Source organism: Sporosarcina sp. P32b (genome assembly GCF_002743335.1).
Taxonomy (GTDB): domain Bacteria; phylum Bacillota; class Bacilli; order Bacillales_A; family Planococcaceae; genus Sporosarcina.
The window spans coordinates 296,778-303,040 of sequence record NZ_PDZB01000002.1; the positions used below are offsets into that span (position 1 = coordinate 296,778).

Genomic DNA, 6,263 nt, shown 5'->3' on the forward strand with positions numbered 1-6,263 from the left:
GATTACTCAGCACTCTCCAGAGATGCGTCATGTATGCGTTTTGTTACCTGAGAGATTCATAACATTCGTTACTTGCTCCTTCGGCGGCGCCTAATGCGCGCTCTCCCCATACAATCATTCGCATGATTCAATTAATTTTTTCTTCACTGATATCTTAACATTTCATAGAAGTAAGCGCAATCTATTTCTTAAGAGCACATAAAAGCGAATGATAGTTTAACTACAAACTAAATCATTCGCTTTTCTAATGAGTTATTGATATCTTTCGATTTGAAAGATAATATATTCTGCAATATCCGTTAAAGATTTGCCTGTAGTCTCTACAGTGAAATGAGATGACTGTAAATACCTCGACTTGCGTTTTTTATAAAGAGCTTCTAATTCTTGCCGCGAGGATTGTTGTACGATCGGACGATTGACATCAGTTGAAATTCTTCGCCAAATATCGCGGAATGATGCATTGAGGAAAAATACGATACCCGTTTCGCGCATCAGGTGTATATTCTCTTCTCTTACCGCAACACCCCCACCCGTCGCCACAATACAATATTCTTCCGGGAATTTTTCAAGGAATTCTGTCTCCAACTGTCGGAAATATAATTCTCCATACTGATCGAATATTTCCGGAATCGTCATTTGCATTTGTTCTGAAATTTCATGGTCCATATCAAAGAACGGAATGCCTGTTAGCGTATGCAGCCGTTTACCGATTGCACTTTTTCCGCATCCCATGAATCCCACTAAATAAATCCTTTTCATTTTCATCCATCCCGTTTCATTAATTCAACTGCTTTATGCTCATAATAGGTTTCGAGCCAGTCGTATATTCTGTAGATACTATCATGCCATGAAACGAGGGAGAAAAGAAAGAGACTTACGAAAAATAATAGAACAATCGCGAAAATAAATGATCCTCCCTTCTCATTTTTGATATAATCCAATGGCAAACGTCCTTTCTTTACGCATACCATCCTTCATTTCGACAACAAGCTTCAATTCGCTATCTTTCAAAATAAATTTACTGGATTTCACATTCATTAATAATGGAACATGACCTGTTCCATTTACTACCTTACGAAGCATTTCATCGTATTGCTGAATTGTGATAATTCCTCTTTTCGTATGAAACGTCAAGCGAGTAGGTTTTACTTCCTCCACTACAGTTACTACTTCCAATAATTCCTGTAACTCTAATGAAAATAACTCCCACTCCCCTAGTAAATCTCCTTGATAAACTTTCTCCACGGGCCCTTGCCAGTAGAAAAACAGAATGGTAAATTGAATTAACATCGTGAATATAAGTAAATGAACAATACTCTCAACTAATGAATATCCTTTTTCATTCAATCGTTTCATATATTCACACATCTCTGGTTTTCTATTTGTTGAATGTCATATGCAACGCAAATCTGTCTATCACTAACTGTCCAATTATAGTGCAAACCTTCATGTGATCTGTGTCCTATTGTTTGCCCTGATGATGTATAAACAATAGCTGCTTGATAGGCAGTTTGAGTTGCAATCATCGCTTGCTTTTTTTCGGTAACAGAAGACGTCAATATGTTAGCCATTGGTATTAAAGATCCAAAAATCACCAGGACTACGAGTAACGACAACATAGCTTCTGGCCACGATTGCCCTTTTTCATTCATTGACAATCATCCTTCCTCTTTCAAATTGGAATGAGACTGATATATTACCTTTACTTTGTGTGGTGATGGTTATTTTACCTGTATTAATCAAATAACCTGTATCAGCAAAATCTAATTGTCTTAGTGGAGAATGTTTCGTCCTGTACATTCCTTCAGGAAATTCTCCACTTAATACTTTAAATAAATCATCTGAAACCGCTTTGTAAGCTCTACCATCTTCTTCAAATTTCAAAGTGACTCTTTGCTGATTTGTGATCGCATATAATTGCGTTTCATGAACCGTCGTCATGAATTGCTTCAGCGCATCTTCTTCGGTTATTCTTTGCAGACGCTTTTCACTAAACGGAAGAATAACGGCTGTTAAAATCATCATAATAGATAGAACAAGCAACAGCTCCACGAAAGTGAACCCTTGCTGACCTTTGACAGCTTGCTTAGCCACCATCTTTTGGCGCCGTCACTTTTCCTTCTCCGTCAATTGATATCGCTTTACCATTAGGACACGCAGGTTCAGCCGGTAAATACCCTTCTGTTGTCAGAGATGAAATCGTCGGAATCGTTTTTTTGTCCATCTTATATGCTTGCACTTGGCCTTCCACCATTTTGACGTACGCTTCGCATCCCTTTTCATCTATCGATTTAGAATGCTTCGTAACATTAGGGATTGCGATTAAGATTAATACGGTGATAATCAGCAATACGATCATCATTTCGATTAATGTAAAACCTTTTTCATTCTTCAGCAAATCTACTCCTCCTTTAGATACTGTCAATCATTTTATAAACAGGCAATAAAATAGATAAATAGGATAATAAAATACAAACTGCCAGGACACCAAATAAGGCAGGCTGTACTATCGTTAACCATTGATTGACTTTCTCCTCCAATTGCTCACTCGTATGTTCGCTATATAGCAAAAGTTCTTTCGGTAAGTATCCGGTATCCGCTCCGTGTTTCGCAAAATCTGCGAGCCGTGGCGATAATCCATCTGTTAAACGGATTGCTTCATGTAAAGATTCACCATAAATGACGTATTCACTAAGTTCGTTAGTGATAACCGATAATATTGGATCCTCTGTCTGCTCGGTTAGAACAGCTAATGCGCGTTGCAAGGAAAGTCCAGATTGCAACAAACTTCCGAGTTCACTGGCGAAATCTCTAGTTTTCATTTCACTGTAGAATGTTTTGACCCCAGGGACTTTTAATACATAGTGTAAAACTTCAGATGGAGACAATCTTTTTAACCATATTCGAACGAAAAGAAAACCAATAGCAAATATAACGGCAACAGCTAGCAAGAGATCCGGTATAGATGAAACGAGTTTCGGTAGTAATTGAACGATCCCTCCATCGTCATTTGCCCGCATTACAGTTAACGCTTCAAAATTCGGCAAGAAAAATTGCCGGAACGCTACCAATAAAATCAATAGGAAAGAAAACAGAACACTAGGATATGCCAATAGTTTTCGTATCTGTTTCTGCTTCTCTGTCTTTCGGTTGACACGATCCGCGACCTCTTTCAACGCACGTATCAAGTTGCCGTCCACTTCTGCAATAACAATCGGCAACATTATACTTTTACCGAAACCTAAACTCTTCAATATATGCGAAACACCATATCCCATTTTCAACTCCTCTTCTACTTGTCGAAGTTTCTCCTCATACTCTTTCGTATGATAGGGCAAGATCAGAATGAGTCCTTCATGAAAGGTATAGCCTTCTTGTAGTAACACTGAAAGTCGCACTAGAAACTCTGCTGGCTTTGTTAATTTTTTATTGGAAGATGAACTGATTAATTTAATCCGATCCATATAGCACCTTTTCATACAAAGCTTGCTGCACTTCAATTTTCTTATGAATAGGTGTCGTAAAACGTATACCATTGACCATTGATTCCGTAGCTATTTGCAGATCTGACTCCTGCAATATTTCAAAAACCGCTGCCGTTTCTCCGGACTGTTGGGTAATCAGTCGCTGAGCGGAGATTGCGATAATGGTCTGCCTTAGTTCTTCTACATGAATACCGAGGTCTAGTAAACGATACAAGCACCCTACAGGATCTTTCGCATGGATTGTGCTGAGAACTAAGTGTCCTGTCAATGCTGCTTCAACTGCAATTTTAGCTGTCTCTGCATCTCGTATTTCACCAATCATGATAACATCAGGAGAATGACGCAAAATCGCTTTCAGCCCAGCAGAATATGTAATACCCGAACGTTCATTCACCTGAATTTGTAGCAGATGACTATGATTATTCTCTACAGGATCTTCGAGTGAAATGACATGACGTCTGAGTTCGGATACACAATGGGAGGTCAAAGAATACAATGTAGTCGTTTTACCAGAGCCAGTAGGTCCGGTGACAAGAAACAGTCCTTGTTTGCTAGCAGCGGCTTCCGCCAATTGTTGCGTCCATTCAGGATCCAGACATAGCTGGTTGAGTGGAACGATTTTATCGTGTTTCTGAATACGGATTGCGACACTCTCCCTCAATTGAATAGAGGGAATGGTCGAGACACGAAAAGAGAAGTTACAGTCTAAGAAAGACCGGTGGAAGGAACCACTTTGAGGGCGACGTTGTTCACTAATATCTAGAGCAGATAAAAATTTATAGAATGAAATTAAGCGACCGCCTAGTGTATGAGGATACTGACCGATTTTTGAAAAATACGAGTGCTTGCGAATTGTCACGTCATATCCCTCTGTCGTAGGCACAAAATGAATATCTGTGGCTTCGGACTTAATAGCTTTCTCAAGCAGCTGCAAACAAGTTTTTTCTATAGGATTCTGTTCAGTTTCCATAGTTCTCCCCTTTCTCCATTCGACAAAAGACCACTTTTCATCTTAGAAGGAAGTATATACGGAATATGAATTGTTTGAAAACGCACTACATTTATGTGAATTCATTTTTCAAGGTCATTATGGAGTCATAATTCATTTCTTTACGTCAATTCGATAGCAAAAATCAATTTTCATATTATTTTCACCATAGGTTCTGTTATACTGTAATCAGCTACTATCTTAATCCGTTCGTACAAGTACACTCTTTTGACACAATGTAAAATCGATTGGAGTTTACTTTTAGGCTTACGTTCTATTATAATGGATAAGAGCTTATTGTAATGTTGTGAAGGAGGGATTCTTAGATGGATAATATGTTTAAACTTTTAGGATTCTGGTCAGGTATTTTTGCGGTAATGTTCTATGTAGGAAATATGATTCCAGCTGCTTTACTTATGGTAGCAGGTACAGTCTTCTTTATTCTACTTGGATACTTGAAGCTATCAGAGCGTATGTATATTTACCTATTCGGAGCATACCTGATGATCTTCATGGTTGGTTTCAGTTACTATTCAATTTTCATTCACGTACCTGGCGGAGGACACTAATCCGTACATACAAAAAACAGCTTCCACAATGGAAAGCTGTTTTTTGTTTGCTTTATTTTTATTAAAATCCGTGTAAGTAGGGATTTTGATCTTTTTCGATTCCTGGTGTTGTCGCAGGTCCGTGCCCAGGATAAATTAACATCTCGTCATCCAGTGACAATAACTGTTCGTGAATCGCTTTGAGCAACGTTTCTGTATTACCTCCAGGCAAGTCCGTACGACCTACGCTACCTTGGAACAGTGTATCCCCTACGATTGCGAACCCTTCATCTTGAAAGATGTAGCAAACGCTTCCTGGAGAGTGTCCTGGCACATGACGCGTCTCCATCTTAAATGGACCTACTTCCAATTGCTTCTCATCATGAAGTAGCACATCTGCAGGATTACAAATGACATCAGGTAATACAGGATATTTAGCTGAACCGTTCAATTCCGGGTTCGCAAGCCATTTCTTTTCTGCCACATGCAAATACACTGGAATATCATAAGCGGTTCGAATCTTTTCCAACGCACCGATATGATCAAAGTGTGCATGTGTCAATAAAATGGCAACAGGCTTCAGCGATAACTTTCGTATTTCCGATAATAATGCCTCTGCATCTTCACCTGGATCGAATATTAAACAATTCTTCTTTTTATCTTCTACTATGTAACAATTCGTTTGAATTGGACCTAGTGGATGTATATGTATCCTCATTTAATTCACCTCTTTGTCTAATATTAATGAATCTGGACACAAACTTCAAATAATCGTCATTATTTAATCTCGACAAAACGATTCATTAACAGTACAATAGAGGAGGAATATCGCTTTATGGCATTCATTTTTTCAATGTTGAAAGGAGTGTCTACTCAATGAATTTATTAGTCATCATTTTTGGATTGATTGCAATTTTAGCAGTCTTTGGAACGGTCCAAGCTTTTAAAGAGCGGAATCTGTTAAGTATAGTTTTCAATGTGGTAACGGTTGTAGTTATCGGAGGATTTACGATCGCTACTGTCATATATTCTGGATACCCGCCACAACTACACAAATAAGTTCCAAAAAATAAGGACACCCCTTCATTGGGGATGTCCTTATTTTTTTGGTTCTATAATAAATGTTGGGGTTCTCAAACAATTGAACAAAAAAATGCACGTGATCACCAATTTCTTTTATACTTGAATTGTCGAGAAACAAGTCAAAGAGAAAGGTGATACGTGCATATGAATTTTATCATG

At 38.4% G+C, this 6,263-nt stretch carries 10 protein-coding genes and 1 riboswitch; of the genes, 2 read left to right on the plus strand and 8 right to left on the minus strand.

The window, feature by feature from the left end; all coding sequences use genetic code 11:
* Nucleotides 1-25: 25 nt before the first annotated feature.
* Nucleotides 26-118, minus strand: a riboswitch (glycine riboswitch).
* Between the two features lie 134 nt (nucleotides 119-252).
* The 7 genes from CSV64_RS03065 to comGA all read right to left on the minus strand — a co-directional run bounded on the left by CSV64_RS03065 (nucleotide 253) and on the right by comGA (nucleotide 4,455).
* Complete coding sequence (locus tag CSV64_RS03065; RefSeq protein WP_099633579.1) at nucleotides 253-759, minus strand: shikimate kinase; 507 nt, start codon at nucleotides 757-759, stop codon at nucleotides 253-255.
* 162 nt (nucleotides 760-921) lie between these two features.
* On the minus strand, nucleotides 922-1,356 hold the full coding sequence (comGF, locus tag CSV64_RS03075; protein ID WP_158233002.1) for a competence type IV pilus minor pilin ComGF: 435 nt from the start codon (nucleotides 1,354-1,356) through the stop codon (nucleotides 922-924).
* Entirely contained in the window at nucleotides 1,353-1,652 is a 300-nt protein-coding gene (locus CSV64_RS03080) for a hypothetical protein (protein WP_099633582.1), read from the minus strand. Before CSV64_RS03080 ends, comGF begins: the two co-directional genes overlap by 4 nt.
* Nucleotides 1,645-2,097 carry a competence type IV pilus minor pilin ComGD gene (gene comGD / locus CSV64_RS03085; protein WP_099633583.1) on the minus strand — a complete coding sequence of 151 codons (453 nt, stop codon included), beginning with the start codon at nucleotides 2,095-2,097 and terminating at the stop codon, nucleotides 1,645-1,647. The genes CSV64_RS03080 and comGD overlap by 8 nt, the downstream gene beginning before the upstream one ends.
* Nucleotides 2,087-2,398: a competence type IV pilus major pilin ComGC gene (gene comGC / locus CSV64_RS03090; protein WP_099633584.1), complete on the minus strand. Its 312-nt coding sequence runs from the start codon at nucleotides 2,396-2,398 to the stop codon at nucleotides 2,087-2,089. Before comGC ends, comGD begins: the two co-directional genes overlap by 11 nt.
* 13 nt (nucleotides 2,399-2,411) lie before the next feature.
* Complete coding sequence (gene comGB, locus CSV64_RS03095; protein ID WP_158233003.1) at nucleotides 2,412-3,464, minus strand: competence type IV pilus assembly protein ComGB; 1,053 nt, start codon at nucleotides 3,462-3,464, stop codon at nucleotides 2,412-2,414.
* A complete protein-coding gene (gene comGA, locus CSV64_RS03100; protein WP_099633586.1) occupies nucleotides 3,451-4,455 on the minus strand; it encodes a competence type IV pilus ATPase ComGA in 1,005 nt (334 codons plus the stop codon). Before comGA ends, comGB begins: the two co-directional genes overlap by 14 nt.
* Before the next feature lie 344 nt (nucleotides 4,456-4,799).
* On the opposite strand from comGA, the gene CSV64_RS03105 reads away from it, so the two are divergent.
* A complete protein-coding gene (locus CSV64_RS03105; RefSeq protein ID WP_099633587.1) occupies nucleotides 4,800-5,042 on the plus strand; it encodes a DUF2626 domain-containing protein in 243 nt (80 codons plus the stop codon).
* 61 nt (nucleotides 5,043-5,103) lie between these two features.
* On the opposite strand, the gene CSV64_RS03110 is transcribed toward CSV64_RS03105, so the two are convergent.
* Nucleotides 5,104-5,739: an MBL fold metallo-hydrolase gene (locus tag CSV64_RS03110; protein WP_099633588.1), complete on the minus strand. Its 636-nt coding sequence runs from the start codon at nucleotides 5,737-5,739 to the stop codon at nucleotides 5,104-5,106.
* Between the two features lie 158 nt (nucleotides 5,740-5,897).
* On the opposite strand from CSV64_RS03110, the gene CSV64_RS03115 reads away from it, so the two are divergent.
* The gene (locus tag CSV64_RS03115; RefSeq protein WP_029054522.1) at nucleotides 5,898-6,080 is read left to right on the plus strand and encodes a DUF2759 family protein; all 183 of its coding nucleotides are present in this window, start codon (nucleotides 5,898-5,900) and stop codon (nucleotides 6,078-6,080) included.
* Nucleotides 6,081-6,263: the final 183 nt, after the last annotated feature.

Bases quoted from the DNA above. Each gene is read 5' to 3' on its own strand.
- CSV64_RS03065 (WP_099633579.1), bottom strand. From the start codon at position 759: ATGAAAAGGATTTATTTAGTGGGATTCATGGGATGCGGAAAAAGTGCA.
- comGF (WP_158233002.1), bottom strand. From the start codon at position 1,356: ATGAAACGATTGAATGAAAAAGGATATTCATTAGTTGAGAGTATTGTT.
- CSV64_RS03080 (WP_099633582.1), bottom strand. From the start codon at position 1,652: ATGAATGAAAAAGGGCAATCGTGGCCAGAAGCTATGTTGTCGTTACTC.
- comGD (WP_099633583.1), bottom strand. From the start codon at position 2,097: ATGGTGGCTAAGCAAGCTGTCAAAGGTCAGCAAGGGTTCACTTTCGTG.
- comGB (WP_158233003.1), bottom strand. From the start codon at position 3,464: ATGGATCGGATTAAATTAATCAGTTCATCTTCCAATAAAAAATTAACA.
- comGA (WP_099633586.1), bottom strand. From the start codon at position 4,455: ATGGAAACTGAACAGAATCCTATAGAAAAAACTTGTTTGCAGCTGCTT.
- CSV64_RS03105 (WP_099633587.1), top strand. From the start codon at position 4,800: ATGGATAATATGTTTAAACTTTTAGGATTCTGGTCAGGTATTTTTGCG.
- CSV64_RS03110 (WP_099633588.1), bottom strand. From the start codon at position 5,739: ATGAGGATACATATACATCCACTAGGTCCAATTCAAACGAATTGTTAC.
- CSV64_RS03115 (WP_029054522.1), top strand. From the start codon at position 5,898: ATGAATTTATTAGTCATCATTTTTGGATTGATTGCAATTTTAGCAGTC.